21 protein-coding genes are annotated in these 25,559 nt (G+C 59.7%); 12 read left to right on the forward strand and 9 right to left on the reverse strand.

What is annotated here, in order from left to right:
* Position 1: 1 nt before the first annotated feature.
* Both FMN63_RS11015 and FMN63_RS11020 read right to left on the reverse strand, forming a co-directional pair.
* Entirely contained in the window at positions 2-484 is a 483-nt protein-coding gene (locus FMN63_RS11015) for a TRAP transporter small permease (protein WP_148584017.1), read from the reverse strand.
* Positions 485-932: 448 nt separating this feature from the next.
* A complete protein-coding gene (locus FMN63_RS11020; RefSeq protein WP_148584018.1) occupies positions 933-1,925 on the reverse strand; it encodes an NADPH:quinone reductase in 993 nt (330 codons plus the stop codon).
* A 407-nt stretch (positions 1,926-2,332) separates the two neighbouring features.
* Between FMN63_RS11020 and FMN63_RS11025 the strand changes: the two genes are divergently transcribed.
* The 3 genes from FMN63_RS11025 to FMN63_RS11035 all read left to right on the forward strand — a co-directional run bounded on the left by FMN63_RS11025 (position 2,333) and on the right by FMN63_RS11035 (position 6,935).
* Positions 2,333-4,363 carry a Vgb family protein gene (locus FMN63_RS11025; protein ID WP_148584019.1) on the forward strand — a complete coding sequence of 677 codons (2,031 nt, stop codon included), beginning with the start codon at positions 2,333-2,335 and terminating at the stop codon, positions 4,361-4,363.
* Between the two features lie 227 nt (positions 4,364-4,590).
* Positions 4,591-5,391 carry an ABC transporter ATP-binding protein gene (locus FMN63_RS11030; RefSeq protein ID WP_148584020.1) on the forward strand — a complete coding sequence of 267 codons (801 nt, stop codon included), beginning with the start codon at positions 4,591-4,593 and terminating at the stop codon, positions 5,389-5,391.
* A complete protein-coding gene (locus FMN63_RS11035) occupies positions 5,388-6,935 on the forward strand; it encodes a permease (RefSeq protein WP_148584021.1) in 1,548 nt (515 codons plus the stop codon). The genes FMN63_RS11030 and FMN63_RS11035 overlap by 4 nt, the downstream gene beginning before the upstream one ends.
* A 58-nt stretch (positions 6,936-6,993) precedes the next feature.
* Here FMN63_RS11035 and FMN63_RS11040 read toward each other — a convergent pair whose 3' ends face one another.
* From FMN63_RS11040 to FMN63_RS11055, 4 genes are all read right to left on the reverse strand, one after another.
* Positions 6,994-7,746 carry a DeoR/GlpR family DNA-binding transcription regulator gene (locus tag FMN63_RS11040; RefSeq protein WP_148584022.1) on the reverse strand — a complete coding sequence of 251 codons (753 nt, stop codon included), beginning with the start codon at positions 7,744-7,746 and terminating at the stop codon, positions 6,994-6,996.
* Positions 7,746-9,428 carry an ABC transporter permease subunit gene (locus FMN63_RS11045; RefSeq protein WP_148584023.1) on the reverse strand — a complete coding sequence of 561 codons (1,683 nt, stop codon included), beginning with the start codon at positions 9,426-9,428 and terminating at the stop codon, positions 7,746-7,748. Before FMN63_RS11045 ends, FMN63_RS11040 begins: the two co-directional genes overlap by 1 nt.
* Positions 9,425-10,465, reverse strand: coding sequence for an ABC transporter ATP-binding protein (locus FMN63_RS11050; RefSeq protein ID WP_148584024.1), 1,041 nt, complete (start codon positions 10,463-10,465; stop codon positions 9,425-9,427). The genes FMN63_RS11045 and FMN63_RS11050 overlap by 4 nt, the downstream gene beginning before the upstream one ends.
* 90 nt (positions 10,466-10,555) lie before the next feature.
* On the reverse strand, positions 10,556-11,563 hold the full coding sequence (locus tag FMN63_RS11055; RefSeq protein ID WP_148584025.1) for an ABC transporter substrate-binding protein: 1,008 nt from the start codon (positions 11,561-11,563) through the stop codon (positions 10,556-10,558).
* A gap of 200 nt (positions 11,564-11,763) precedes the next feature.
* Between FMN63_RS11055 and hisN the strand changes: the two genes are divergently transcribed.
* A complete protein-coding gene (gene hisN, locus FMN63_RS11060) occupies positions 11,764-12,552 on the forward strand; it encodes a histidinol-phosphatase (RefSeq protein WP_148584026.1) in 789 nt (262 codons plus the stop codon).
* 67 nt (positions 12,553-12,619) lie between these two features.
* Here hisN and FMN63_RS11065 read toward each other — a convergent pair whose 3' ends face one another.
* Together FMN63_RS11065 and FMN63_RS11070 are read right to left on the reverse strand one after the other, a co-directional pair.
* A complete protein-coding gene (locus FMN63_RS11065) occupies positions 12,620-14,224 on the reverse strand; it encodes a DHA2 family efflux MFS transporter permease subunit (RefSeq protein WP_148584027.1) in 1,605 nt (534 codons plus the stop codon).
* A 1-nt stretch (position 14,225) separates the two neighbouring features.
* Positions 14,226-15,404: an HlyD family secretion protein gene (locus FMN63_RS11070; RefSeq protein ID WP_148584028.1), complete on the reverse strand. Its 1,179-nt coding sequence runs from the start codon at positions 15,402-15,404 to the stop codon at positions 14,226-14,228.
* Positions 15,405-16,003: 599 nt separating this feature from the next.
* On the opposite strand from FMN63_RS11070, the gene FMN63_RS11075 reads away from it, so the two are divergent.
* Complete coding sequence (locus FMN63_RS11075; protein WP_162530020.1) at positions 16,004-16,771, forward strand: ChbG/HpnK family deacetylase; 768 nt, start codon at positions 16,004-16,006, stop codon at positions 16,769-16,771.
* A gap of 160 nt (positions 16,772-16,931) precedes the next feature.
* Here the strand turns inward: FMN63_RS11075 and FMN63_RS11080 are convergent, their stop codons facing one another.
* Complete coding sequence (locus FMN63_RS11080) at positions 16,932-17,861, reverse strand: LysR family transcriptional regulator (RefSeq protein ID WP_162530021.1); 930 nt, start codon at positions 17,859-17,861, stop codon at positions 16,932-16,934.
* Positions 17,862-18,475: 614 nt separating this feature from the next.
* On the opposite strand from FMN63_RS11080, the gene FMN63_RS30070 reads away from it, so the two are divergent.
* The 7 genes from FMN63_RS30070 to FMN63_RS11115 all read left to right on the forward strand — a co-directional run bounded on the left by FMN63_RS30070 (position 18,476) and on the right by FMN63_RS11115 (position 25,559).
* Positions 18,476-19,027: a peroxidase-related enzyme gene (locus FMN63_RS30070; protein WP_286192604.1), complete on the forward strand. Its 552-nt coding sequence runs from the start codon at positions 18,476-18,478 to the stop codon at positions 19,025-19,027.
* A 288-nt stretch (positions 19,028-19,315) separates the two neighbouring features.
* Entirely contained in the window at positions 19,316-20,257 is a 942-nt protein-coding gene (locus FMN63_RS11090) for a LysR family transcriptional regulator (protein ID WP_148584031.1), read from the forward strand.
* A gap of 2 nt (positions 20,258-20,259) precedes the next feature.
* Positions 20,260-21,717, forward strand: a complete 1,458-nt coding sequence (locus FMN63_RS11095; protein WP_148584032.1) for an NAD(P)-binding domain-containing protein — start codon at positions 20,260-20,262, stop codon at positions 21,715-21,717.
* A complete protein-coding gene (locus tag FMN63_RS11100; protein WP_148584033.1) occupies positions 21,714-22,583 on the forward strand; it encodes an alpha/beta fold hydrolase in 870 nt (289 codons plus the stop codon). The genes FMN63_RS11095 and FMN63_RS11100 overlap by 4 nt, the downstream gene beginning before the upstream one ends.
* Positions 22,580-23,500, forward strand: a complete 921-nt coding sequence (locus tag FMN63_RS11105; RefSeq protein ID WP_148584034.1) for an ABC transporter permease — start codon at positions 22,580-22,582, stop codon at positions 23,498-23,500. The genes FMN63_RS11100 and FMN63_RS11105 overlap by 4 nt, the downstream gene beginning before the upstream one ends.
* An 11-nt stretch (positions 23,501-23,511) precedes the next feature.
* Positions 23,512-24,369, forward strand: coding sequence for an ABC transporter permease (locus FMN63_RS11110; protein WP_148584035.1), 858 nt, complete (start codon positions 23,512-23,514; stop codon positions 24,367-24,369).
* Entirely contained in the window at positions 24,366-25,559 is a 1,194-nt protein-coding gene (locus FMN63_RS11115) for a M24 family metallopeptidase (RefSeq protein ID WP_148584036.1), read from the forward strand. The genes FMN63_RS11110 and FMN63_RS11115 overlap by 4 nt, the downstream gene beginning before the upstream one ends.

Consider the following 25,559-nt stretch of genomic DNA (forward strand, 5'->3'; position numbering starts at 1 on the left):
ATCAAGCCTTCTCGTTACGAACGACAAACCAGACGCCGGCAATTGCGGCGAAGAAGGCTGCAAGAAGGGCGAGCGTCACGATGGTCAGGGCGACTGGGATCGGAAAGCCGAGATCTGCTGTGGTTTCCGGGGACCCTGCCTTGGCAAGGGCGTTCTGGCCCACAGCCCAGAGGATCAGTCCGGCGAAGCCGAGCGACACGATACTTCCCAGCAGGCCAAAAGGCCGGGCGAAGCGTGCCGGTGCCAACTCGGAGAGCAGTTTTGCGCTGACGTGTCCCTGTCTGGCGTAGCAGACCGGCATGGACAGAAGCGCACCAAGGCCAATGGAAAGCGACGTCAACTCGATGGCGCCTGGAACATTCGTCCCGGCAGTTGCGCGCAAGACGACATCGCTGACCGTGACGGCAGTGCCGAACAGAAAGCAGATGCCGGCGGCTGCCAGAAAACTGTTGGAGACAATCGTCGTCAAAGAGTGGCTGTGCATGACATCCGTTTCTCGTTGTGACTAAGGACGGAGGTCGAAGTGCCGGTAAAAACCGGGCTTTGTGGCTGCGGCGCCGCGTTCCTCCCAAACGCAACGGTCGAACTATAGGGACCGGTGCTGGGATCCAGGTACTGGAAACAAGAGGGTGTCCACCAGGCGGACACGTTGTGGTGCGCAAGCGCCGGTCCGGGATACACCCAGAACCCCAGAGAAATCAGGTTGGCCATACCTGCGGAGCTGCTCAACGGCCAGCAGTCCCGAATGCGTCGCTATTTCTCGCCGCACAAAGGCCTGATCGCATCCGTGCACAAGATCCTGTGGTTCAAGGAACACCTCTTTTGTCTCGGGCAATCGGGCGGCATTTGGCAAGGCCGGGAAGCGGCCTTGCCAATGTATCGTGGAAAGTGGTGCTTTTTTGATCGCCCGGCACGTTGCCGCGCGGAACAGGTCAGCTTTCCTGGCAGCGAAGCACCACGCAGCCACGGGTTTTGCCGCTTTCGATCAGTGCATGCGCCTCGGCGCAGGCTGAAAGCGGAAACACTTTCGCGATGCGGTGCTTCAATTTGTTTGCCGAAAGCGCAGCATCGATATCGTCGATGGCCTGTTTCTTGGCACTGTCCGGCATGGCATAGACAATGACCAGGTGTATGGTCAGGTCCATGTACATCATCCGGTAGAACGGCAGTTTGGGCTGCATGTCGGCGGAAGATGAGTAGGTCGCGATCACGCCACTGGTGCGAATGACATCGAGCACCTTTTCCAGATTAGCCCCGAATTCGACATCGATCACTCGGTCGACCCTGGTACCACCTGTCGTGGAGAGCAGTTGCTGCGGCCAGTCGTCATTCCGATGGTTGATAACAATCTCGGCACCCGCGTCCCGGCAGGCAGCTTCGTCTTCTTCGTTGCTGGCCGTGGCGATGACGCGCGCGCCGGCAAGGGCCGCCCACTGTATCGCATAATGGCCGACGCGGCCCGCACCTCCAGTGACCAGAACGGTTTGATCCCTGACATCACCATCTGCAAAAACGCACCGATGCGCCGTCATGACTGGAATGCCGAGACAGGCACCGGTCTCGAAATCAGCGGCTTCGGGCAGGGAAGGGGCGTGATTGCTGTCGACAGCGACATACTCAGCTGCCGTGCCGAACCGGCGCTCGAACTGGGCGTTGTAGATCCAGACCCGTTCTCCGACACGGGCCGTGGAAACGCCGTCACCAACGGCTTCGATTATGCCGGCGCCGTCGCTGTGCGGGATGACGTAACCCTTGTCGAGAAGGTCCGGAAACGAGCCAAGGCGTTTCTTGGTGTCGGATGGATTGACCCCGCTCGTTTCGACCTTCACCAGCACCTGGCCGGGTCCGGGCGTGGGCTTGTCCATTTCGCGAGATTGAAGAACATCGGCAGCGGGACCGAATGTTTCGAACAGCATTGCTTTCATGATTTTTCTCCTTCCCCCGGGACTGACAGAGATTCCGTGTGCTCGTCAACCACGATCACCCGCCTGGACACCCATCGTGCGGCATTAGATGGGCATTATTCAGATGCTCTGCCTGGGGTTTGACGTTGGCCAGTCCTGGCGAACATAGCGCCCATTGTTCAGCTTCGAGCGCAGTCTTGGCGTTGCGTTGCCTCTTTGTCGAAAGAGAGAAGGCATGGGCTTGCTTATTCTGAGACAAACCCTTGAAAACCAAAGCAGGGAGGTTGAGAGCAGATAGCCCTGGCGGCAGCTTTTCCTTGCAAGAAATCGGGGGGTGATTACGCTGCGGAATATCGAAATTTCGAACTCGGCATCAATGGGTCGAGCCGCTTGGATGATTTCTATTCTGTCTTGAAAGGTCGTTCCCAATGTTGCGCTTGGTAAATCGTGCTGCCCTGACCCTTGCTGCGGCTCTTCTGTCCCTGCCAGCGTATGCCGGGGACAATATTTCAGGACAGGTTGAAGTCGGCCGCAGTCCGGTCTCCGGAGCTGAAGTGACCCTCTGGCTGGCAGGTCCGGGCGCCCCTCAAAAGCTTGTCGCGACCAAGACCAAAGACGATGGCAGCTATGACCTTGCGGTTCCTGAAAGGACCGGGGAAGCTGGTGTTCTCTATCTTTTGGCGGCGGGCGGAGAAGCAAAGTCTGCAGCCGGCAAAGGCGACAATCCGGCAACCAGATTGATGGCCACACTGGGGGTAGAGCCACCGCAACGGGTGACGATCAACGAACTGACCACGGTGGCTTCTGCCTGGACAGCCGCACAATTTCTGGATGGTAGCTCACTGAGTGGCAACGCTCTTGGGCTGAAGATTGCCGCAGGCAACGTGCCGAACCTTGTCGATCCTGAAACGGGCGGCCTTGGACTGGTTATCGTGGATCCGCTGAATGCTCCGGTGACCACGACACTGGCCAAGTTCAACACATTGGGTCTGCTGCTGTCGGCCTGTGTGACAGCCATTTCGGACGCCTGTGACAAGCTGTTCGAGGCTGCCACGCCGCCTGGCGGCGCAGCGCCGACAGATACGCTCCAGGCGGCGCAGAACATCGCGCGCTACCCCTGGCACAATGCGGACAAGCTTTTCGGGCTGCTGGACACTTTCTATCCCGTGCCGGAAGGCAAACGCTACCGAGACGTGTCGCTGGTCTATTCAGGCGGCGGCTTTTTTGCCGTGGGCGGCGCCGCCATTGATGTTGAGGGTAATTTCTGGACCAACAACAATTGGCTGGTCGGGTCCCAGACCACGATCTTCCAGCAATTCGGAGCCGGCAGCGGGAAATTCGCACCGAATGGCAAACCTCTGTCACCTGCAATCACAGGCTTTCAAGGCGGCGGTCTCGACAGCCCCGGATGGGGCGTCGCCTTTTCCGCCGATGACAAGGTCTGGCTCACAAATCTGATCGGCAGCACGATTTCCGTGCTGGACCGCAAGACTGGCGAGCCGCTGTCACCTGAAGGCGGCTACAATTTTGATGGCAAGCTCGGGCAGATGCAGGGCGTCCTCGTCGCACCCGACGGTGATGTCTGGGCGCTGGACAATGCCAACAGCCAAATTGTCCACATTCCCGGCGGCGACCCGTCCAGAGGACGCCTCCTGGGCCAGACCGTGTACGGCAAACCCGCAGATGGCACGTTGCAGGTCAAGTTGCCCTTCGGTATCGCCATTGACCAGAAGGACAGGATCTGGATCACCAACAGCGGCTCCGACACGGTGACCCGGTTTCCGGCGGACAATCCATCCAAGGCGGAAGAGTTCAAGGTCGGCTTCAGCCCGCATGCCATTGCCATCGACAGCCAGGGCAATGCCTGGGTCGGCAACCTTGTCGGGCATCCAGGGACAGGGGAGAAACTGGCCCTCGTCAAGCAGAAGCTCGAGTCGCGGCTCGAGGCACGGGAAGGGACAATGTCTGCCGACGACATTGCGGCCCATGCATGGATCGACCTGTGGGGCATCGTCAGCAAATACCCCGGTGGTGATATCTCCATGATCTCCCCCGACGGTACGGTCCACGGTCCTTTCAACGCCAACGGCGCCATTACGGGTCCTTGGGGCGTCGCCATCGACGGTAATGACAATGTCTGGGTGGCGAGTTCCACCAGCCAGTCCGTTACTCAGCTTTGCGGTGTGCGCACCGAAACCTGCCCGGCAGGACTGAAGACCGGCGACCCGATCACGCCCACCGAGGGGTATATCGGCGGTTTGCACACCGTCGCCCCCATCGCGATTGACCCTGCAGGCAATACGTGGGTCGGCAACGGCTGGAACGATACGAATGCGGGGTTCAGCGAGAACCCTCCCGAGGCGGTGTCGACGCACTTCTCGGCTCACACCATCGTTGTGTTCTTCGGTGTCGCAAAGCCTGTAAAGACACCGCTTATCGGGCCCGTCCGAGCTCAGTGAAGAAGGGCTTTCGGGGCAGATTGTGGGGGCTTCTGGCGAGGCTTCCCGAACGAGCGCGGATCGTTTTCAACCAGGCCGGGGGTAGGGGGCGTTGGGCGAAGTAAGCGAACCTGTCTTCCAACCCTTTTTCGCTCAACGTGCTTCAAACGGCGACAAATGACCGGGTTTTACGTTAACGAAAGGACCCATCGGTAAACTGGACAAAATCTTCCAGAGACGAGAAACAGATGCCGTCTTCCAGTGCCGCCGCTCTCGAAATTCTCAATCTTCACAAGCGCTTCAGTGAACCTGCCGTCGACGATCTCTCGTTGAAGGTGCGCAGTGGCGAATTCTATGCCTTGCTGGGCCCGAACGGTGCAGGCAAAACCACCACGCTGCGGATGGTGGCGGGTTTGCTCCAGGCCGATGCGGGCATGGTCAGGGTCTGCGGCATCGACGCCTTTGCGGACCCGATCGCCGCCAAACAGGTCCTGGCCTGGGTGCCGGACGAACCCATGGTCTATGACAAGCTGACCCCGCTCGAATATCTTGAGTTCGTGGCAGGCCTTTGGAGCATGCAGCCGGACCTTGCAAGGTTCAAGGCCGATACTCTTCTGGAATCCTTTGGGCTTGCCTCTCACGCCAATGACCGCTGCGGCGGATTTTCGAAAGGGATGCGCCAGAAGGTGGCGCTTGCCGGTGCCTTGATCCACGAACCGCGTTTGATCATTCTCGATGAACCGCTCACGGGACTTGACGCAGGCTCTGCCCGGCAGGTGAAGAGGGTTCTATCCGGGCTTGTCGCGCAGGGCGTATCGATCATCATGACAACGCATATCCTCGAAGTTGCGGAGCGCATGGCTGACCGGATCGGCATTATCGCTCGCGGACAGCTGGTTGCCGAAGGAACGCTGGAAGAGCTGCGAGGAGAACGGGCGAACGCCGTCGGCAACTCTCTGGAGGATATTTTCCTGGAAATCGTGGGCGGCAACGTCGACGGCGATACACATGCGGGCACAGCCAATATCCTGGATGAGAAAGTGGCATGAGAGCGATAGCGGCGCCTTCCGCCCTGATACGTTTCTCACGGCATGAGCTGCGGCTTGCCTGGCGCGACTGGGCGTGGTTATTTTCAGGCTGGCGCAACACGAGCCTGTCGCGCGCCCTGATCGGCATGATCATCTTCTACGCTGTCATGCACCTGATCGCCTACGCCGTGCTTTCCCCCCGATTTGCCGCGGGTCTTGTGCTCGATCAGACCGTGCAGGCAGTGCTTTCGGTCACGGTCCTGCTCAGCTTCACGATGATGCTGTCACAGGCAATGGAGTCTGTAACGCGTGCGTTCTATTCCCGTGATGACCTCGACCTGATCCTGTCTTCCCCTGCGCCCTCCCGCGACCTGTTTCTGGTGCGCATTGTCATGATGGCTGTGACAAGCTGGGCGATGTCGGCGCTGGTGATTTCGCCATTTCTCAACGTTGCGGTGGTGCTTGGCGGCGCGCACTGGCTGGCGGGATATATTGTTCTCCTGGCGGTCTCGTTGAACGCCACCGGAGCAGGGGTGCTGATCACGCTTGCGTTGTTCCGAACGGTTGGCGCACAGCGAACGCGCTTCTACGCGCAAATTCTGGCTGCGGTCGTGGGCGCGGCGTTCCTGATCGGGATGCAAGTGGTTGCGATCCTGTCCTTCGGATCGATGTCCCGGTTCACGCTCTTCGATCCGGATTTCCTGGCAAAGCATGCACCAGGTGAAGGTTCGGCATGGTGGTTCCTCGCCCACACGGTGGCCGGCCAGACCAGTGCCGTCTTTCTGTTCCTCGCAGTTTCTGCCGTGTTTTTTGCGGTGGGGGCCTGGCGCGGCGCGGTTCAGTTTCGCAGCATTGTCGTGTTGGCACTTGGCGTTACGGAAAAGACCCGGCGAGGACGCGCCTCTGAATGGACTTTTCGCAGTCATTCGCCGCTCGGAGCGCTCGTTTTTAAGGAACTCAAGCTCATCGCCCGCGATCCCTGGCTGGTTTCCCAGTCATTGATGCAGGTTCTCTATCTCATCCCGCCGGCCGTCATGCTCTGGGTCAGCTTTGGCGAGAAAACCGAGATTTCCGCGATAGTCGCCCCCGTTGTTGTCATGGCGATTGGTCAGCTAGCCGGCGGTCTTGCCTGGCTGACGATCTCCGGTGAGGATGCACCAGACCTGATTGCAACGGCCCCCATCTCTGCGTTTACACGCCTGTGGGCGAAAGTGGTGGCGGTCCTGATCCTCATCACAGCAATTGTGCTGCCGATTACCTTGGGTCTGGCACTCATATCAATCCGGGGTGCCGTGATTACCGCCGCAGGCGCAATGATCGCAGCAGCATCTGCAGTGCTGGTTCAACTCTGGTTTAGAGCGCAAGCCAATCGCTCTACCTTCCGACGTCGGCAGGTCGCCTCGAAGACGTCGACGCTCTTGGAAGCAGCGGCATCCATTGCGTGTGCGGCTGGCACAGCACTCATCGCGGCGGGGAGCCCTTTGGCGGTCCTGCCTGCTGTCCTGCTCTTGAGTGTGATCGGGATCTCCTGGAGCATCCGTCCGAAACACGGCGCAAGATCCTGATGTGTTAGCGCATTCCAGGCAGGTCCAAATTGGTCCACACCCTGGCGTTCTCCAGGTCTCAGGTCACGACATCCACGCCGGCTTGACGGAAGGCGGCTATCTGCTCTTCAGCAACCGCCTTGTTTGTCACCAGCCTGCCGATCTCTCCGGCCTGCCAGGACTGCACCCTGCTGGTTTTGCCAAGCTTGCTCTGGTCGGCCAGAATGACTGTCTGCAGCGCCTGTGCCGCCATGGCGATGGCGATTTCGGCTTCCTGCAGGTCGTAGAAATACGCGCCGGTTGTCGGATGCACCGCGACCGGGGCGGAGAAGCAAAGGTCGACACGGAAACGGCGGATTTCGGAGAGGGTGAGTTCACCGACCGTTGCCGGCACGTCAGCGGCCATCCGCCCGCCCAGCAGCAGCACTTCCTTGCCGGCTCCCTGCAGCGTGGTGGCTATATCCAGGGAATTGGTAATGACTGACAGATCCGACAGTTTCACCAGTTCCCGCGCGAATATGGCGGTGGTCGTGCCTGCGTCCACCAGGATCGTCTGCCCGGGCTGGATCAGTCCGGCCGCCTTGCGGGCAATCTCCGATTTTGCCCGGATCTGCGTCGTCATCCGTTGGCGGAAAGGCTCTTCGGAACGTGGCTCGGGCAATACCGCCCCGCCATGCACGCGGCTGACCTGACCGGCTTCCTCCAGATCCAGAAGGTCGCGACGCACCGTCTCGCGAGAGACGTTCAGCATCTCCGCCAGGTCATTGGCGCTCACCTGCTGCTTCGCACCCAGCATTGAGAGGATGCGCCGGTGACGTTCCTTTGCCCACATCAGACTGGCCTCTTGATCCTGTTGCGCCGCCCCATCAACGTAAGTGTTGCCTTCATACCCAAAAGCGCGACGCAGACAACCGCCATAAGGCAGGTGGCAAAGGCGGCGGCCTGCGAGGTCAGACCGGCATCGTCCAGCCGCATGATTGTGACTGCCGCGACACTCAGGTCAGGCGTGGTGAGGAAGACAACAGCCGACAGGGTAACCATGGACCGCATGAAGAGGAAGAAGAAGACCGAGACGAGCATGGGGGCTATGAACGGCGCGATGATATCGACCGCTGTCCGGGCCATGCCGGCCCCAAGGCTGTCCGCCGCTTCCTCGAGCGCCTTGGGCAACTGGCGAAAACCGGTCATCACCGTCAGAAAGCCCTGCGTGTGGTAGTGATAGAAGTTGACGATCGCGATGAGGGCCGCCGTCCCATAGAGGAGGTAGAGCGGTGTCGCGGTTGAATTGAAAGTCAGAATATAGGCAAGCCCCAGGACCATCCCCGGCACTGCGGCCGGCACGGCGGCGAGCATCTGGATGGACTGGGCCGCGCTACGCGGAAGCCGGCGCAGCCCAAGACACAGGAGGAAGACGGCAAGCGTGCCTCCCGTCGCCGCCATGAGCGATATGACGATGGTCATCCAGAGCGAGGAATAGCCCCCGGCCAGCGTGATGTCATAGTGCTTGAATGACAGCGCCATGTTGTAGGGCCACAGGGTGACGAAGCTTGCGTAGACAACGATGCCGATCACCGCGACGATGCCGGCGCAGATCAAAAGCGAAAGCGATGCCATAACCGGGTCGCGCACCGCTGCAAAGGATGGCCGGTACGGAACTTGGCCGGTTACCTGTCCGACCTGTTGCCGTTTCATCGCCTGACGCTCGATGGCGTAGGAAACCACCGTCGGCAACAACAGCATGATGCCGACCACGGCGCCCATGTTGAAGTTCCGCTGGCCAACCACCTGAGAGTAGATTTCGGTTGCCAGAACCGAGTAGTCCCCGCCGATCACAGCCGCGTTGCCGAAATCGGTGATCGTGATTGTGAAGCAGACGAAAGCCGCGTTCAGGATGCCGAAGCGCGCAGCGGGCAGGGTGAGGTCGCGAAACTGGCGTGACGGCGAGGCGCCCATCACTTCCGCCGCTTCGTAAACGCGCGCATCCAGCAGGACCAGCGCCGCACCGATAATCATCACCGCCTGCGGCAGAGCGTAAAGTGTGTTGGCGATCAACAGGCCCCAGAAGCCGTAGATATCGATTTCGACACCCAGGGCACGGCTGATGACGCCGTTGCGCCCCAGAAGGAATATCAGCCCAAGTGCCTGCACAAGGGAGGGGGCGAGCAGCGGCAGGACGATCACACCGCGGATCAGCCACTTGCCCGGGAAAGCGCAGCGATAGAGGCCGTGTGCGATGATGAAACCCAGGAAGACGCTGAGCACCGTCGTGGCGGCCCCCATGAGCAGGGAATGTTCGGTTGCACGCCAGAACCCCGTCGAGCCCAGAACGCGCGTGTAGTTGGCAAGCCCGTAACCGTCGTCAACCGTCAGGGATCGAAGGAACACGACCACCATCGGGTAGAGAAAGAAGAGGACGAGCCCAAGCAGAGGCAGCCCGACGCAGACAAGCGTCAGCAGCCGGTTCGCATCCAGTTGTCTGCGCGCAGGCGTGGTCATCGTTTCTACACCGCTCATGCGGCGGTCTCGGCAGGCTGTTGGGGCATATCGTCAGTCACCCAGGTGCAGGCTTCCGGTGGAATGCTCAGGTTCACGCGCTCGCCCTCGTGACAGGAATTGTAGCCGTGAGTCTCGACAACCAGCGGCCCGATTGCGCTGTCGACCTCAAGCCGCCGCAGATTGCCAAGGAAACTGATGCTGCGCACGGTGGCGTTGCCGTCCCGCGCGGGTGTCAGGCCGATCTGTTCCGGGCGAATGCAGGCCACATGGTCCGCGCCCGTTCCTTCCGGCCGCTGTGCCATCAGATCCGGGAATTCTCGGCGGATCGGCTCGGCGGAAACGAGATTGCTGATCCCCATGAAGTCCGCCACAAAGCGCGTCGCCGGACGGTGGTAGAGATCTTCCGGCGTGCCTGCCTGCACCACGACGCCATGGTTCATGCAGATGATCTTGTCCGCCAGCGCCAGCGCCTCTTCCTGATCGTGTGTCACCATCAGGGTTGGTATGCCGAGCGAACGCTGAACATGGCGGATTTCGCCGCGCAACTCGGCCCGGACCTTCGCGTCCAGCGCAGACAGCGGTTCGTCCAGCAGCAAGACGCGTGGATCGACGGCGATTGCCCGGGCCAATGCGATCCGCTGCTGCTGTCCGCCGGACAGTTGACCGGGAAACTTGCCGGCGACTTTCGGTAACTTCACCAGCTCCAGCAGTTCAGTCACGCGGCGTGAAATCTCTGACTGTGGCGTGCCACGGATCTTCAGCCCGTAACCGATGTTCTCGGCCACAGTCATGTTGGGAAAAAGCGAGTAGGACTGGAACACGATACCGAAGCCCCGCTTGCGTGCGGGAAGGTTTGAAAGCGCGGCTCCCTCCAGAAGGATATCGCCGCTGTTGAGCTCCGATAGCCCTGCGATCAGCCGCAGGAGGGTCGTCTTGCCACAGCCGGACGGACCCAGCAGACAAACGAATTCCCGTCGATCAATCTCGATCGAGACGTCGTCGAGCGCTTTGAAGGACCCGAAGGTCTTGGTGGCGTTGCGGACAGTCAGATACACGGCGGGTCAGGTCTCCTGTCAAAGTGGGGCGCGGGTCTCCAGCGAAGCCCCGCGCGCTTCTGGCGGCGGCCGGAGCCGCCGCGCGCACCATCAACGGCCCAGCTTTTCCTTCCAGGTGGCCTTCACGTCCGTCTGGTTCTTGGCTGCAGTGACGAAGTCGATATCCGCCAGGACAGTCGAAATGTCAGCCGGCAGGCCCGCTTTTTCGGCCGCCTCGGAAGCATCGACACCCGGAACCGTGATCAACGCCTTGTACTGCTGGTAGAGGTCGATTGCCTCGTCCGACATTGTCCAGTCAAGAAAGGCCTTTGCCGCGTCCTTGTTGTCGGAGCTGGCCATCAGGCCGGAGGCTTCAAGCTCATATCCAACACCTTCCTCTGGGAAGACCATGGCCAGCGGATAGCCTTCCTCGATGGACTGCATCGCGGTGAATGCCAGTGAAATGCCGACAGTGTATTCGCCGACGCGCGCGGACTTGCAGGGCTTGGATCCGGACGAGGTATATTGTGCCATGTTCGGATCCACGGCTTCGAGCTGCGCCCAACCGGCCTCTTCACCCATGGTTTGCAGCACTGCATTGACGTGCAGATACCCGGTCCCGGAAGAATTCGGGTCCGGCATCAGGATTTCGCCCTTGAAGTCCGGGTTCTCGAGATCCTTCCAGCTCTTGGGCATCGGCAGGCCCTTTTCCTCAAGCCGTGCCGTGTTGACGCAAAACGCTCCCATGTAGCCGATCGGAGCAAACCATTTGCCGTCTTCACCACGGAAAGTGGCGGGCAGGACATCGACGCCCTTGGCTGCGTAGGGTTCCAGCATCTCGAGGATCTGAGGATCCATCATGGCGCTGACGGCCCATCCCCAGATCACGTCGGCCTGCGGATTTCCTGCTTCTGCCAGAAGACGCGCACCCAGCTTGCCGGTGGACAGGCGCAGCACATTGATCTCGGTATCAGGCATCGCCTCCTGCGCCGCCTCGACATAAGCTGCGATCTCTTCTTCCTCAAGCGCTGTGTAGACAGTGATTTCATCAGCGGAGGCTGTTGTCGCCATGCCGACGGCAAACAGCGAAGCCAAGGTGAATTTGCTCCAGGTCTTCATTGTCGTCTCTCCTTGTTGATCCACGTATTCGTGTGCCAGTAGCTGCCCCGGATCGGATCCTCCCGAGACCCTTTTTTATTGCCGCGTCCTCTGGTCGCGGTTCTGGGGATATTTGTGTAGTCTTGCATTTTTGTGGCTTTTGTCTACAGTTAATTTGCTGGCGAACCATCGTTGCCAGCCCCCGCAGACGAGGAAAATTCATGCAGAGCTCCACGACGCCGCCCGAAACGGAGATGCTGGCGCGTTTTGCCGACGGGCTCGCCGACGTGACCGACGCCATGGCGATGACCTACTTCCGCAAGCCTCTGGACGTGGAGCAAAAAGCCGACCTCTCCCCGGTCACCCAGGCCGACCGCGCCATCGAAGCGGCCATGCGTGAACGCATCGTCCAGCGCTTTCCGGTCCACGGCATCCTTGGCGAAGAGCACGATGATGCCCGCCTGGATGCAGATTACGTTTGGGTGCTGGACCCGATTGACGGGACAAAGAGTTTCGTTTCCGGGATGCCGACCTTCGGCACCCTGATTGCCTGCCTTTACAACGGGGCGCCGGAACTCGGTATCATCTCGATACCGCCGACCGGTGAACGCTGGACGGGTCAGCGCGGCAAAGCATCGACACTCGATGGTGCGTCCTGCCGCACCAGCGGCCGAACCCGGCTGGACGAGGCGATCCTTTATACAACGACACCCGATACGTTCGATGCTGCGGGAAGTGCAAAATTCGAGGCGCTCTCACGAAAAGTCGCCATGCGCCGCTTCGGGGGGGATTGCTACGCCTACGGTCTGCTGGCGTCGGGGCACTGCGATCTGGTGTTCGAAATGAACCTGCATCCCTACGATTACATGGCGCTCGTTCCCGTAATCGAGGGCGCCGGAGGCGTGATCACCGACTGGAAGGGGGAAGCCCTGGGCCTGCACTCGGAAGGCCATGTCATCGCTGCGGCCAATTCCGCTTTGCACGCAGAAGCTCTGGCAGCCTTGTCCTGACACGACAAACATTATCAGAAGCGACGGCACCTTATGCTTGATGCCGTCGCTCTGGACACCTTCTGCCTCAATGGCTCGTGGCGGCTTTTCCTGGTTGTCCTGATGTCCTCGTTGCCTTTCTCGTCCGCAGGAAGAGAACGAACGGGAGCACCGAGGCTGTGCACCACATCAACACGTAGAAGACATCGATATAGGAAAGCATCATCGCCTGCTGCTGGACGCTCTGGTAAAGGGCGGCAAGTGCCCGGCTGTGTGAGCCGAGTTGTTGCGTCAGCGTGGCGATAGTCTCTCTGTAGTAGGGGTTCAGCTCGTTTACGGTTTCCGTGATGCGGCTCTGGTGAAACTGGTCGCGCCGCTCCAGCAATGTCTGGGTCAGCGAGATACCGAAAGCGCCGCCAAGATTTCGGAAGAAATTCAGCATGGCCGACGCCTTGTCGCTGTCTCCCGGCGGCAGGCCGATATAGGCGACCGTGGTGATAGGGATGAACAGGAAGGGAAGGGCGATGGACATCGTGAAGCGACCCCACGCTGCATCCGCGAATGTGCTTTCCAGATTGAAGCCCGAAAAGGTGTAGAAGGCGAGTGCCTGCATGCCGAAGGCGGGCAGCAGCAACAGGCGGGGATCGACCTTGCTGGTCAACACGCCTGATATCGGCATCATGAAGATTGCGATGAAGCCGCCGAACGTCAGCACCAGTCCGGCATTGTAGGCGGTATAGCCATAGACCTGCTGCAGCATCTGCGGAATGATCTGAATGGTACCGAAGACCAGCATTCCAAGCAGCAGCATCATGATAGTCGCAATCGCCAGGTTCGGCGTCCGCAACAGTTTCAGCGGAACGATCGGGTCGTCGTGCTTGAGCTCCCAAACGGTGCCGACGCCTAGGCCGATCACGGCCATGACGATCATCACCCTGATCAGGTTCGAATCAAGCCAGCCTTCGGTCTGGCCCCGGTCGAGCGTGATCAGCAGTCCGGCCAGGCCAAAGGCCCAGAGCAGGAAGCCGATATAATCGACCCGCAGACCTTTCTTCAGGCGCTCCTTGCGTTCGCGCACGAGAAGCTCCGGCTCGCTGACGAGAAAGTGGACGAGGAAGAGGGCGATGATGCCGACCGGCAGGTTGATCAGGAAGATCCAGTGCCAGGAAATCGTGTCGGTGACATACCCGCCGATGGTCGGCCCGATAATGGGAGCCACAACGACGACAAGGCCGAATGCGGCGAAGGCCTGGCTCCGCTTTTCCGGTGGGAAGCTGTCGCTGAGCATGGACTGTTCAACCGGCGCCAGCCCGCCGCCCCCGATGCCTTGAAGCACGCGCGCAGCGATCAGGAAGCCGAGATTGGGAGCAAGGGCACACAGCACCGAGGAGGCCGTGAACAGGAAGATCGAGATCATGAAATAGCGCTTGCGGCCGATCGCCCGGGACAGAAAGCCACTGATCGGAATGACAATCGCGTTGGCGACCAGATAACTGGTCACCATCCATGTCGCCTCGTTGTCCGATACGCCGAGACTGCCGGCGATATTGGTGAGCGAGACATTGGCGATCGACGTGTCGAGGATTTCCATGAACGTCGCTATGGAGACGACGAAAGTCATCAGCCATGGCGACCGTGTTCCGGCGGCCGAGCGTTCGTTCGACCAGTCCTGACCGGGGATGGAGCCGGCCATCTCAGTCGACCTTGATGTTGGTTGTCACGGACATGCCGGGGCCAAGCACATAACGGTCCGGATCAGGGTTGGTCATGGAAATGCGAACCGGGACACGCTGGACCACTTTCACGAAGTTGCCGGTGGCGTTCTGCGGCGGCAAAAGCTGGAACGCCTGCCCGGCACCCTGCTGGATCGACACGACCTTACCCTTGAAGTCCGTCGAGGGATAGGCATCCACATGGATGTCGACTTCCTGTCCGGGGCGGATCCGGTCGAGCTGGGTTTCCTTGTAGTTGGCTGTCACGAAGATGTCGTTGGGAACCAGTGCCATCATCGGCGCGGCCTTGGTGGCGAAAGCGCCGACACCGACGTTGTTCTGAACAATCGTTCCGGCCTGACTTGCAGTGATGGTGGTGTAGCCGAGCTGGATGCGGTTGGCATCCACCTGCGCCTTCGCCGCCTTGATCGCGGCATTGGCAGCAGCGACTTTTGCCTCGGCAACGCCGACATTTGTATTCGCGGTCGCAAGAGCCTGTTCGGAGGCCTTTGCCTGCGCTTCGATCTGCCGCGCGTTGGCTTGGCTGTCATCGACTGCCATATCCGATATCGCCGCGGAATTCGACTGGAACAGACGCTGGTTGCGCTCGAAGTTCTTCTGGGCGTTGTTTGCCTTCACGTTGGCCGCGTCCAGGTTGGCCTCGGCTTCCGCCGCCTGTTGTTTGGCCTGCGCGACGCTTGCCTCCGCCTGTTGCTTTTCCGCTTGCGCCCGTGCCAGTTGCGCGGTCGCCGTTTCCAGCGCCGCCCTTGCCGGAGCAGGGTCGATTTCGATCAGGAGGTCACCTTCCTTTACGGGAGCATTGTTGCCAACTGCGACCTTGATCACCTGGCCGGAGGTCTGCGGTGTGACCTGAATGATGTCCGCATCCACAAATGCGTCATCGGTGCTTTCATAGGGCGCAACGTTGATCCAGTAGTAAAGGACGGCGGCAACGATCGCCGCTGCGAGCCCGAGGAGTAAGATCAGAAAGACGGGACGACGCCAAAACGGCTTTTTGGGCGCGGTCCCGCCTGTCTCAGTCTCACTCTGTGCATCGCCGGTCGATGGCGCGGACCGGTTGTTCGTTGCCGCGTCGGCGGTCAAACCCGCTTCATCCGGGGCGCCAGAACTGTCACCCGTACGCCGATCTAGTTTTTCCATTTGAAGTTTCCCTGAATGGGCTTGTCGAGGATGTGATCCGACACACGGAAACGGCAGGCCGCCGGAGAGGCGCCTGCCTTGCTTGCGTGGCTGTAACGCAAATGCGGTTTCGTTTCCATCTATTGGATCACATAGAGATAACTTACAGAACAGCTTGCGGTTTCAAACAGATTGATGCTGCGACAACTTGACCATTTTCGGGGAAGCATTCGCCGTTCATTGGAGAGCAAACAGAACGACCTGTCTGTCGTGCGTCCCGTTCAATCGAAAGAAACCTGGAGCGCTGGTCATTCCAACATGCCTTTCGTGCATCGACTGCGATATGAAGGGAACGCAAATTACGGAAACCAGTTCCCAAGACCAGAGAATGATCGTGCTTCAAGCAAAATTGCGGAGCCGTGGTGTCCTCACTTGAGACGAATAAAAATTCCATAATCAAAATTATGCGTGCAGCCGGGACACATTCGGGCACATTCTATCCCGAACCGCAACAACGGTGCTCAAAGAACGTTTCAGGCTGACGGAGCGTGCCGAACATGGTTTGCTTGCCGCCGGTCAGATGAGGATCCGGTATTTTGGCAAAATCGGTAAGACTGTTAGTGCGTGTGGACGATGCAGGTTCAAGTTGGTCGTCAAACATCGGCTGCTTGAAGGCCTGTACCGATGGAATTGCTCGCAGTGTCGAAGTTATGATGCCGTGCCCATGGGTAGCGCATGCGGCTCGGCTGTTTGGAGAGCGTCCGGAAATAGATATCGGGATCCACCTGACACTCACCAGTGAATGGGAGGCTGTGAAGTGGCGGCCGCTTACCCCTGCCAAGTCTCTGAGGGATGAGACGGGCGCGTTCCTTCCGCTGCTGACGCCGAGAGATGGCGACAGCCGCCAAAGTCTCACAGAAAGTGATTGGGCAATCGACGACATTGCCAACGAATTGAAAGCACAGATCGACCTTGGAATGGCGATGTTTCCGCACGCTTCCCACATCAGTTCTCACATGGCGAGACACTTCAAGGACTTCGACCCGAAAGTTGGAGAGATCGTGTCGGACCTCTGTTCAGAGGCAGGCCTCAAGGACGATCCGTTTGGAAGCGGGCTCCCGAGAATAGACGGCTACCCCAAGTTTCCGCGCAATGAAGAAACTCGCATTTCTGCTTTCACGTCAGAATTAGCTGAGCTTTCGAGCGGAACCTACATCTTCATCGACCACCCCGCAGTTGAATCGGCTGAACTGAGAGAAACAGGCCATTGTGGGTATGAAGACGTACAACAAGATCGGCTTACCTGCCTTCAGACGCTCACCAGTGATGTTTTGCGGAAACAGGTCGAGAGACTGGGGATCGAGTTGATCAGTTACAGGGACATCTAGCCAAGATCATCCATTTACGCAGTGCTGACATTTGGAGGGCAACACCCCTCCCCTTACAGGTTTTCCCTGTTTCCGACGATCTGCAGGGCTGATTTCTGCTTCGTGAACTTGATGCTGAAAGCATCTGTCACTCCACACTGATCGAAGCAGATGGTGCCTCCTATTTGGACAGGGAGATGATCTCCGCCCCAAGCTCCCTGGACACGTTGCAGAAGCTATCCAGCAACGCATCTTCCAGTTCCGGCAGACCGGTACCGGTTCGACGGAAAAGCCCCCACTCGTAGGGAATCTGTTCAACCAACGGCACGATCCGGGCGCCAGCGACCGCGATCCCGCGGGCCGAGACACAATCGACCAGTGCAATACCCAGGCCTTCGGTCGCGGCCCGAATAGCGTTGAGGGAACTGTTGGTGACAAGTTCGGCCACCGGTTCGACCCCATGCTTGGCCAAGTGCGCGTTTATCGCATGCCGAATTCGATAGGAATTGCCCAACGACAGCAGCCGATACTGGCGGAAAAGCGCGACGTCCAGCGGTTCTGTCGGCAGGTCGGGCGGGAGAACGGCCACCAGTCCGGCGCGCGCCACGCAGAGACAATCGAGCTCGGAATGAGACAGCGGCATGGCACAAGCGCCGTAATCCACTGCCCCGGAAAGCAGCACCTGGGCCAGGTGTTCTGCATCCATTGTCTGCAGGCTGACCTTCGGTGGCAGGCCTGAATGACGATCAAGCGCTGCCAGCATTCCCGGTACCAGACCCGCAGCCATAGCGGGGTTCGCCACCAGTGCGAGCGATTGTATTCGCCCCTCGCGCAGGCTGGTCGCGCGTTGCGTGACCTGCTCGAAGGAGGCGAGAAGCTGCCGGGCGTCTTCAAAGAACTGCACGCCTTTGGACGTCGGCGAAATACGCGGGCCGTTTCGGCGGAAGAGCTCGAAGCCGATGGTTGCCTCTAGATCGCGTACCATGCGGGTCACGGCCGGTTGCCCGATCCCGAGCTGTCGTGCGGCACCTGTCATTGAGCCTGTTGCCATTACGGACACAAAAACTTCCAGTTCGCGAATGCCGAGAGTTTCATTATTTCCGTTTGACATGATTGCGCCTACATGATCAGAAAACATGATAAAGAAGCTTCTATCATGCGTTGTTGGCATTCTTAGCATGTCAATGCCGTATTCGCCATGTGGAAAGTCCTGCTATGACAACATCTTCTGCCGCTCTGGCCGTGATCGACGGCCGTGTTCTGGACGCCCTGAATGCCAGGCGTCCCGCGTTCGTAGAGGGGATAGAGACCTGCCGTGATGCTGTCTTGTTCCCCGAGGAAGATCTCGGCTTGTCATCCGACCTGCGCGCTGCCCTTGGGCGCCGGGTGGTAGCAACCGCGGAAAATGTCCTGCTGCTGGAAACCTATCCCGCGCCGGGGACGGCGGATCTGAAGGCTCTGGCCTCTGGCGAAATGCCGACGGATCCAGCGCTTGCAGCCTTGGCGCGGCATGCGGACATGATTGCGCGCGAACCGGCGACTTCGGGGCCACAGCATCTGCAGTCTCTTCAGGACGCCGGGTACAACGTGCCACAGATCATCGCCCTGTCGGAACTGCTTGCCTATGCCTGCTACCAGATACGTGTGGTGCATGGCCTCAACTTGCTCGCCGATAAAACGGATGTGCTGGAACAGGTCGAACCAGGGTCGAATGAAACAGACGGAATTCCTCAGATTAGTCTGAAACCGCTGACCTGGACGCCCTATTTGCCACCGGTGGAGATCGCGGATGCCACGCCGCGCCAACTCGAGGCAATGAAGGTCACTCCCTCGGCCAAGAAGGTTTCGCCCTATGTGCGCACTCTGGCGCACGATCCTGACAGCTATGTAGCCCGGACAGTTCTCTTCAACGCCATCATGTACGCAGACGGTGGCCTGAACCGAGCGGATCGGGAACTCGGTGCGCTGGGGGCGTCGCTCGTCAACGGGTGCCAGTATTGTGCGAATGTCCATGCGCGACAGCATGCGCGCCTGAGTGGCACGCCGACGACCTCGGCTCTTTTTGCCGGAAGGCGTGACGCTCTTTCCCTGCGTGACGGAACAATCATGGATTTTGCCGAGGCCCTGACCGCAACGCCTCCTCTTGCTGATACCAGCCATATCCAGCGGCTGAAAAGGGTCGGCTTGGATGATGCCGAGATTCAGGACCTGGTGCACTCCATTGCCATTTTCGGCTGGGCCAATCGCCTGATGCATCCGCTGGGTCATTCCAGCTAACGGCAGACTCGGCAACTCTGACCCCATCTTGGCTTCCACGTTTCAAGCGTGGCTGCCAGATGGGGTTTTTCGTGCCTGGTCACGCGCAAGAAGAAGCGTCGTTTCACCCATCCGGACTGCAACTGATGGCCGGTGAGGAGCGGTTAGTGCGCATTTTTTGGAATAATAAGCTTCTTATTATGCCTAATAAGGCATCATGAAGCTCAAATTATTTGCTTTTTGGCCTCAGGAATTGATCTATGTCATTTTTGAATTGATTCCGTCGATCAATTCAGAAAATATCAGGTCATGAACAAAAGAGATCTGCAAACCTTTCTGAAAGTCGCTGAAACCGGAAATGTGACCCAGGCAGCCGAACTGCTGGATCGGTCACAACCATCAGTGACGCGCTGCCTTCAGGACCTTGAAAGCAGCCTCGGCTTCGCGCTCACCGAAAGAGTGGGGCGCCGCATTTCGCTGACCGCCGAAGGGGTCGCTTTCGAGGAAGAAGCCCGCCGCCTTCTGGCGATGTTTGAAGATCTGCCGGCTCGTACGCTCGCCCGTGCGAAAGGTTCTGCTTTGCCCATGTCGATTTCGGCAACTTCCGCGTTGGGCACCGGGTTGGTTCCTCACGTTCTTGAGCGCTGGCCAGAGGCGGATCGCCCAAAAGAAATCCGGCTGATGCAGGCGGCGCCCAACACGGTGGCCCAGGATCTCTTGAGCGGGAATGCACGGATCGGGTTGTCTTCCTTGCCGCTTGATGTGCCCGGCGTGACGGCCGAGCGCGTCTTTTCTGCGCCACTCGTCGTTGCGCTTCCCGAGTCTCGTGCAGCTGAATTTCCCGAGAACGTTCCCGTATCCCTGACCCAGGTTGCCACCAACACGGTGGTGACGATGCTGGATCAGACGCGTCTCCAGGGCCGCATTCTGCAGGCTCTCGATAAGGCCAGTGTGCATCCTGAACGCGCGATCCGCGTAAATTCCTCCGTTTCGGCTTTGCAGTTCACGCGTCTGACCGGAGCCACGGCTATCGTCGAGCCGATTACCGCCCATGGCATGCGGCCGTCGGGCGTCATCCTGCGGTCGCTGGTGGAGCAGATCGATTTCTCGATCGGCTTCTTCGCCGCAGCAGGTCTCGCAGGGGCGCGCGACACCAAGGAATTCTTCGACCTGTGCGAAGCGACCCTGTTTGATCTCATCCCTCAAGTCCGCCGCATCGACGGCCCACTCCCTTCCAATACCAGAGACTGAAAATGACACATGACCTCGCCGGCATTGCTGGCCTTGAAGCCCGTCTTGCCAAGGATCTGAGCCTCCTTGAAATGCCTTCCAAGTCCTGGGTTCCGGCTCGGACGAAGGATGGGCAGCGAGTGCGTGACGTGATCTTCGTCGGCGCCGGCATGTGTGGGTTGACGGCGGCCGCACGTCTGATGCTGTCCGGCGTGGACAACATTGTCCTCTATGACGCAGCTCCGGAAGGTTTTGAAGGTCCCTGGGAAACCTTTGCCCGCATGAACACCCTGCGCTCGCCGAAGACGCTTGCCGGGCCGGCTCTCGGCCTCCCGGCTTTGACGTTTCGCGCCTGGTTCGAGGCGCAATGGGGCGAGAAGGAATTCGACGCTCTCGGCAAGATCCCGAAGGGCATGTGGATGGATTACCTGCGCTGGTATCGATCTGCACTGAAGCTGCCGGTCGTCAATGAAACCCGGGTGACCGGTGTCCTGGATGCCGGAGACGATCTGATTGCCGTGAGCCTCCTGGATGCCGAGGGACCGCGCACCGAGTATTGCCGTCACCTGGTCCTTGCCACGGGCCGTTCGGGGCTCGGCGGCGGCGCTGTCCCGGGGTTCCTGGAAAAGGTGGATCGCCGGTTCTGGGCGCATAGTGCCGACGAAATCAACTTTGGGTCCCTACAGGGCAAGCGCGTGGCCGTTATCGGTGCTGGTGCTTCCGCCATGGACAATGCGGCGACGGCCCTGGAAGCAGGGGCTGCAAGCGTTGACATGTTGATCCGTCGCAAGGACTTGCCCCGGGTGAACAAGATGACCGGGATCAGCAGTCAGGGGGTCGTGCATGGAATGCGCCATCTGCCCGATGCCTGGAAGTATCGCTTCAACGACTACGTCAACGATCAACAGGTACCGCCTCCTCACACCTCGACTTTGCGTGTCACGAAACATCCGAATGCGCGCACCTTCCTGGGGTGTCCGGTCGAGGACGTGATCGAGGCTGGCGACCATGTCATCGTCAAGACGCCCCATGCCGATTTCGAGATGGACTTCGTGATTGCGGCAACCGGATTCCGCAACGATTTCACGGGCCGCCCGGAATTTGCTTCCTTCTCCGGCCAGATCAAGACCTGGAAGGACGGTGTCTACGAACCGTCGATGGGCTCTGCCAAGCCCTTCATGGTCGATGCGCCCTATCTGGGGGATGCCTACGAGTTCCTTGAAAAGGACCCGGGCAGTTGCCCGATGCTGGCGCGTATCCATTGCTTCAATGATGCCGCGATGCTGTCCCACGGGAAGCTTTCCGGCGATATCCCGGCCATTTCAGCGGGTGCGGATCGATTGATGCGTGGCATCGTTTCCGAGATCTTCGCGGCTGACGTCGAGATCCATTTTGCGGGTCTGCAGGCCTATGACGTTCCCGAGTTGCAGGGGGATGAATGGGTGGATTCCACTCCAAGCCTGATGGAAGCCGTGAAATGACGTCGAAAACTTCCGGGCGTGAAGACTATATCACCCTGAACGGATGCCGTTTCCGCTACTGCATGGCCGGTGAGCACCATGAGGAGACCATCATCCTTCTTCACGGTGGACGCGGAGCGGGGGACTATCTCGGCGAGTGGGCGGCCTATTCCGCCCTTGCCGACAGGTACCGGGTCATTGCCTTTGATCAACGTGGCTGCGGTCTGAGCGAAATCGCCTACCCCATGAACTTCCGTCAGTACGCAGATGATGTGGAAGCCTTCCGCCGTCATTTCTGTGGCGACGACGGTAAAATCATCCTGCAGGGCGGCAGCTTTGGAGGGATGATTGCCCTGACCTACGCCGTTCACTATCAGCACCATCTCAGCAGGCTGATCCTGCGCGGCACCGCTCCAAGCCACCATCACGAAGCAGAGGCCATCGAGACCTTCAAGGCACGGATCGACAAGGTGCCGTCCGCGTCTGCGGAAATGATCGACAAGCTGTTCGGCACCACCATTCAGGACGACACCGAATTCCGTTTGATCTGGTTTGCCCTGCAGCCGCTCTACTACGAGGTTTTCGACCCCAACAGCGCGTTGGAGCGTACTCGGACCATGCATCTGCACGCCGAGACCCACAACGAGATGTTCCGGGAAAAGGAATATGACCTGCGTGAGCAGCTCAAGGACATGACCGTCCCCACCCTCGCCTTCTGCGGTGAGAAGGACTGGATCTGTCCGCCGAGCCAGACCGGGTTGATTGCCGAACTCTGCCCGAATGCCGAACGCTGGCTCGTGCCGGGCGCCAATCATTCCTGCCACCTCGAGAAGAACGATGAGGTCCTGACGCGGATCCGTACATTCCTGGAGGGCGGTAGCACATGACCGGATTCATTCTCCGAAGACTGGCTGAATCCCTGTTGGCCGTCTGGGGTGTCGTGACGATTGTTTTCTTCGTCACCCGCGTCCTCGGCGATCCGGCAGCCCTGCTGCTGCCCATCGGCGCGTCCGAAGCCGACATTCAGGCCCTTCGTGTACAGCTCGGGCTGGATCAGTCCCTGATAGCGCAATATGGCCATTTCCTTGTGAATGTGGTCCAGGGCGACTTCGGCACCTCTTTCCAGCATGGCCGTGGCGCAATGCAGGTGGTTCTGGAGCGGCTGCCGGCGACCGCGGAACTGGCGATCAGTGCCATTGTCATCGGACTTCTCATCGGTGCCGTCGCCGGGTCCATCGCGGCCCTGAAGCGCGGCAAGGCGATTGAGCTTGTCGTAATGGCCGTGGCGCTGTTGGGACAGGCTACCCCGGTCTTCTGGCTGGGGATCATGCTGATCCTCTTCTTTGCCGTGAACCTCGGCTGGTTGCCGACCGGAGGGTATGGAACGCTTGCCCATCTGGTCTTGCCGGCCTTCACTCTGGCGGTCTTCGTTTCCGCTTCGATCGCCCGCTTGCTGCGATCCTCAATGCTGGAAATCCTGAAGGAAGATTATATTCGCACGGCCAAGGCCAAGGGTTTGCTGCGGCACACAGTGTTCTTCTGGCACGTGGCGCGCAACGCCCTCATCCCCGTCGTGACCATGACCGCCATTTTGACCGGTGAACTTCTGGGCGGTTCGGTGGTGACGGAAACCGTCTTTTCCTGGCCGGGCATCGGGCGGCTGATCATTCAGGCCATCGAGGCCAAGGACTTCCCGGTCATTCAGGCCGGTATCACGCTCATCGCCACGATCTTCGTTCTCATCAACTTCCTCGTCGACCTGCTCTATGGCGTGCTCGACCCGCGTATTCGCGCCAATCGCTGAGGAGCCGGACCATGAAACATTTCTTCAAGGATCTCACGAGTTCGAAGGCGGGTCTGTTTGGCGCGGTGCTGCTGGTGATCATCGTTGCCCTGGCCCTGTTGGCGCCAATGCTGCACCTGCCGGACCCGACCCGTGGTGACCTGCGCGCGCGGCTCGCCGGCCCGACCTGGGATGGTCTCTTCAGCCCTGGAGCCCACCCGCTGGGAACAGACGAGGTGGGACGCGACATTCTCTCGCGCCTGATCTTCGGCTCCCGCATGACACTGATGGTTGCCTGCACCGCAGTGGTGCTTGGAGGCATCGTCGGAACAATCCTGGGTATTCTTGCCGGTTACAAGGGAGGCTTCGTCGACAAGTTGTTGATGCGATTGGTCGACATTCAGCTGGCCATTCCCCTGATGCTTCTTGCGCTTCTGATTGTCGCGGCCCTCGGCCCTTCAATCCAGAATGTGGTGCTGGTGCTGGCTCTGACCTCCTGGATCCGATATGCGCGCATCATTCGTGCCCAGGTCCTCAGCCTCAGGGAGCGTGAGTTTGTGCAATCGGCCCATGCCATCGGGGCGTCGACCTTGCGGATCATGTTCCTGCACATCCTGCCGAATGTCATGACACCCGCCCTGGTCGTCGGCACGCTGGAACTTGCCCGCATCATCATCATGGATGCCGCCCTGTCCTTTCTCGGTCTCGGCGTTCAGCCGCCGACCCCGTCCTGGGGTCGCATGCTGGCGGACGGCCGCGTCTACCTCTCCTCGGCATGGTGGGCTGTGACTTTCCCCGGTCTCGCCATCGTGCTGACCGTGCTGTCGGTAAACCTCTTCGGTGACTGGCTGCGCGACTATTTCGACCCCAAAACCCGGAGCGCCAAATGAGCCTCGAAACCACAGCCCCCCGCCCCCGCATCGCACGCCTCAAGGCCGCGATGGCCGAGAAGGGCATCGATGCGCTGGTCTCCTTCAAACCCGAGCACACTTTCTATATGTCCGGCTTCAACCCGGTGCTCTACTCGCATCCGGTGGTGATGATCCTGCCGGCGAATGGCGAGCCGACCCTGCTGGTTCATGCTCTGCGCGATGCGCACGGCCGGGACGAGGGCTTCGTTGAGGATACGCGTGCGTATGGCGTGTGGTCGACAACGAAGACCATGGGCCCGACCTGGCCGGAAGCCCTGCAGAAGATCCTCGGTGAGAAGGGGCTGGAAAATGCCACCATCGGGCTGGAAGCAGACAGCACGCCAATCGCGCGCTGGCAGCAGGTCCAGGGTTTGGTACCGAATGCCAGGTTGCAGGACAGCTCCAAGCTGATCGACCGTTGCCGTCTGGTCAAGGACCCGGACGAGATTGAAATGGCCCGGGTTGCTGCCGATCTCGCCGACCGCGGCATGGACGCTGCCATTGCAGCACTGGCGGCAGGCGGCACGGAGCGCGACGCCCATACGGCCTCGCAGCTGGCCATGAACAATCACTGGACAAAGAACCTGCCCGACAGCATCGAAGTCGCGGATTTCGGTGGGCTAGAAGGCGGCATGGTCAACGGCCTTGCCACCTGGGTTCTTTCCGGTGAGCGCATGTTCCGCAACTGCGACAATTCCATTGCGCGCAAGCCTGAGCAGGGTGAGACATGCGCAATCTTCATCTGGTCCGTCGCCAACGGTATTCACGCCGAAAACGAGCGCACTGTCGGCATCGGGGCTTTGCCTGAAAAGCGTCGGCGCGCACTCGAAACCGTCCTCTCGATCCGCGAGCAGATTGCCCCGGTGATGAAGCCGGGCACGCGCCTTGCCGAACTTTACGAGATCACCAAGGCTGGTCTGGTGAAGGCGGGCTATGACGCCAATATCCCCGGCCGTATCGGTCATACGATTGGTATCGGTGCGCATGAGCACTTCTCCATCGATGGCAAGTCCGACGTCATTCTCGAGCCGGGCATTCTTTTCACTCTGGAACCCAACTTGCGCGTCCCCGACCAGGGCGTGGCCACTCAGATTTCGGACACGATCCTGATCACCGAAGATGGCCACGAGTTCCTGACGAAATCGCGTGGCGGCTATATCGAGGTCTGA

Origin of the sequence: Stappia sp. BW2 (assembly GCF_008107695.1) — a bacterium.
Taxonomy (GTDB): domain Bacteria; phylum Pseudomonadota; class Alphaproteobacteria; order Rhizobiales; family Stappiaceae; genus Roseibium.